The organism is Micromonospora sp. NPDC049089 (genome assembly GCF_040648775.1).
In the GTDB taxonomy this organism is placed as follows: Bacteria; Actinomycetota; Actinomycetes; order Mycobacteriales; family Micromonosporaceae; genus Micromonospora.
Window position 1 is genome coordinate 1 of the sequence record NZ_JBEZEH010000346.1, and the last position, 3,565, is coordinate 3,565.

The window sequence follows — 3,565 nt, forward strand, 5'->3', positions numbered from 1 at the left end:
CCGGGGCGGGACGGGGCCCCACCCGATCAGGAGGACGTGATGGTGACGTTGTCCACAGCCGCCTCCACGAGGCTGGCTCCGGACGCGTCCGCAGCCTCGACGAGCACGCGGACCGACTGGCCGGCGTACGGGGTGAGGTTGAGGTTGGCTACCGCCCAGGTTCCGTTACGGTTGCTGGCCGCGCCGGCCTGGGTGAGCAGCGCTGTGGTGCCGCCGTTGTGCACCACGCTCACCCGCAGGTAGTCCGCCGACGAGGCGTTCGAGCCGTGCGCCAGGTACCAGGCGAGTGAGAGGGTCAGCGTGCCGGACGACGGCAGTGTCACCGCCGGTGATCGGGCGCTGGTCACTCCGCCGTCCACGTCGTAGTCACCGGCCGCCGAGCCGGCAAGCCGGCCGGTGACCAGGTCGTTGGACCCGGCGTACGGGGTGAGTTGCTTGGCTCCGGAGGACGTGGTCGCCTGGGCGGCGCCCCGCTCGAACGCGCCGAGGGTGGCGGTGTCGGTGCCGGACGGGTTGATGGTCCAGCCGGTGGCGGTCTCGAAGGTGTCCGACCAGACAGTGGTGCCGCCACCGCCGCCGCAGTACTGCGCCTGCTTGCCGATGGCCCGGTACGGGCAGTCGGCGTACTCGCTGAGGAGCAGCACCGCGTCCCGGTTGCGCGAGGTCTGCGCCGGGATCACCTCGTCGGGCGGGTAGAAGCCGCCGCCGCCGGACGAGCCCGGGTACATCTCGAAGGTGTACGCCCAGATGTTGTGGGTCGCCCACATCCAGTCGAGGCTGTCTCCGTCGGTGATGTAGAGATCGCTCGACTGTTCCGGGGTGTAGCCGTTGGTGGCCGCCATCTGCTGACCGATGGTGGCGAAGGTGTTGTACTGGTCCGCGTTCATCCCGGTCGCGGTGTTCGCGGTGGTGTAGCCGTACGGCCAGAGCACCAGCTGCGAGTACGTGTGGAAGTCGATGTTGGCCTTGATCTGCTGCACACCGCCGACGACCCGGCCGTTGACGAAGTTGCGCAGCGCCTGCGTCTCGGGCGCGGAGAACGCCGACGGCCCCCGGTAGGTCTCCGACGAGGTGGTGCCGGACGAGCCGCCGCAGCATCCCCAGTTGTAGGACCAGTTGCGGTTCAGGTCGGTGCCGACGTTGGACGAGCCGCTGTTGGGTTGCCGGTTCTTGCGCCAGGACCGGTACGACCCGGTGGCGATGTCGTACTCGCTGCCGTCCGGGTTGACCGTCGGCACGATCCAGAGCTCCCGGCCGTTGACGATGTTGGTGATCCGGGAGTCGCTGCCGTAGCTGTCAGTGAAGAGGTTGAGCAGGTAGATCGCCATTTCGACGGTCAGGTGCTCACGAGCGTGCTGCTGGGAGTTGAACAGGATCTCCGGCTCGTTCTCGTCGGTGCCGACGTTGTCGGAGATCTTCACGGCCATCAGGTCGCGGCCCTCGTACGACGAACCGATGCTGATCTTGCGGGCGATCGCCGGGTGGTCGGCGACGACCTGGTTCACGACGGCGGTCAGTTCCGCGTAGTCGTGGTAGTTCGAGTCGGCCGGCGGGAAGGCCAGCGCGCCGAAGTCGCCGGCGCCGCGCTCGGCGTTGGGTGGCGGGGCGAGCGGTTCCAACCGGAAGCCGAGCTTGCCGATCGCGGCGGCCTCGGCCGCGGTGGCCGAGATGTGCAGCACGCCGTGTTCGGAGTAGTCGATGGCGGCTCCGGTGCGGGCCACCGCGTTGCGGTCGGCGAGGGTCCGGGGCCCGAGCACCCGGTAGCCGGCGGCGGCCTGCTCGGCGGTGCGGTCCGGTGCCGGTCGGGCGGCGACCGGTCCGGCGGCGACGGTGACGATGCCCAGCCCGGTGACGACAGCGAGCACCAGGACACGGCGGAGGAAGATGGGCGTGCGGAGGGCCATGGACTACCTCCTCGATGGGCGGGAGATCCCGCTCGGTGAAGGACACTTCACCACCTGTCACATGGTCATATCAACATTGATCGTTGTGTTGGCCATCCCAGGCGGATCATCATGGCGGCAATGATTTTCCACCTATCAACACCTGGCGAAACTTCCCTCCAAGCGGAAAACTGACCAGCGACGATGCCCCCTCGACACCGCGGAGCACCCATGGCCAGACCTCGCCTGCGCGCGGCCGCCCTCGCCGGCGTCACCACGCTCACCCTGCTCACCAGCGCCACACCCGCGCTGGCGGCGCACCCGCCCGCCCCCGCCCACGACGAGCAGATCACCTACCAGGACTGGTCCGGGCCCGCCGACTGGCACCGGGGCAGCCAGACCGGCACCCGCGTCGTGCCCGGCGCCCGATCCGGCGTCACCCTGGCCCGCCCGGCCGGCACCACCGAGTACGCGGACCCGCACACCGGCACCACCCGCACCTGGGAGTACGGCACCTGGACCTCGCCGGTGACCCGGGTCGGGTTCGACGCCACCGAACTGATCGCATCCTGGAACGCGGAGACCCCCGCCGGCACCTGGATCCAGGTGGAGATGCAGGGCAGCTACACGAGCGGCGACCAGACCCCGTGGTACGTCCTGGGACGCTGGGCGTCCGGCGACACCGACATCCGGCGGACCAGCGTCAACCGGCAGGGCGACCCCTGGTCGACGATCTGGACCGACACCTTCAGCATCGACGACGCCACCGCCGGGGTGCTGCTGCGGTCGTACCAGCTCAAGCTGACCCTCTACCGCGCTCCCGGGCAGAGCGCCGCCCCGGTGGTCCGGATGCTCGGCGCGATGAGTTCCACGGTGCCGGACCGGTTCACGGTGCCGCCGAGCGCCGGACACATCGCCTGGGGCCGGGAACTGCCCGTGCCGCGCTACTCGCAGAACGTGCACTCCGGGCACTACCCCGAGTACGACGGCGGCGGCGAGGCGTGGTGCTCACCCACCTCGACGGAGATGGTCGTCGAGTACTGGGGTCGTGGACCGTCGGCGGCCGACACCTCCTGGGTGGACCCCACCTACCCCGACCCGACCGTCAACCACGCCGCCCGGATGACCTACGACTACGCGTACGACGGCGCGGGCAACTGGCCGTTCAACACCGCGTACGCGGCCAGCTTCCCCGGGCTGGAGGGCCGGGTGACCCGGCTGCACTCGCTGGACGAGCTGGAGCGTTTCATCGCCGCCGGCATCCCCGTCGTGACCAGCCAGTCATTCCTCGCCAGTGAGCTGGACGGGGCGAACTACGGCACCTCCGGGCACCTCTTCGTGGTGGTCGGCTTCACCGCCGACGGCGACGTGATCGTCAACGACCCGGCCTCGTCCAGCAACGACGTCGTGCGCAACGTCTACAAGCGTGCGCAGTTCGAGCAGATCTGGCTACGCACCAAGCGCACCAACGCCAGCGGCGGCGTCTCCGGCGGCTCGGGCGGCATCGCGTACCTGATCAAGCCGATCTCAAAGCCCTGGCCCAAGCGCTCCGGCTCCACCAACTGGTAACCCTCTGCCCCGCGCCCGGGATCAGCTCCGGCCGGCGGGTCACCTGCGGTTGTTTTTTTTTTTTTTTTTGTGGCGCTAGGGGGGTGGGTGGTATTAAATAATTATAAAACAAA

The 3,565-nt window shown here is 69.1% G+C and carries 2 protein-coding genes; one reads left to right on the forward strand and one right to left on the reverse strand.

What is annotated here, in order from left to right; genetic code table 11:
* Window positions 1-26 precede the first annotated feature (26 nt).
* On the reverse strand, window positions 27-1,904 hold the full coding sequence (locus tag AB0B48_RS32385; RefSeq protein ID WP_357208287.1) for a M14 family metallopeptidase: 1,878 nt from the start codon (window positions 1,902-1,904) through the stop codon (window positions 27-29).
* Window positions 1,905-2,114: 210 nt separating this feature from the next.
* Here AB0B48_RS32385 and AB0B48_RS32390 point away from each other — a divergent pair, with 210 nt between their 5' ends.
* Window positions 2,115-3,452, forward strand: a complete 1,338-nt coding sequence (locus AB0B48_RS32390; RefSeq protein WP_357208289.1) for a C39 family peptidase — start codon at window positions 2,115-2,117, stop codon at window positions 3,450-3,452.
* Window positions 3,453-3,565: the final 113 nt, after the last annotated feature.

What these genes read in the sequence shown, in the direction of transcription:
- AB0B48_RS32385 (WP_357208287.1), bottom strand. Translation starts at nt 1,904, where the DNA reads ATGGCCCTCCGCACGCCCATCTTCCTCCGCCGTGTCCTGGTGCTCGCT.
- AB0B48_RS32390 (WP_357208289.1), top strand. Translation starts at nt 2,115, where the DNA reads ATGGCCAGACCTCGCCTGCGCGCGGCCGCCCTCGCCGGCGTCACCACG.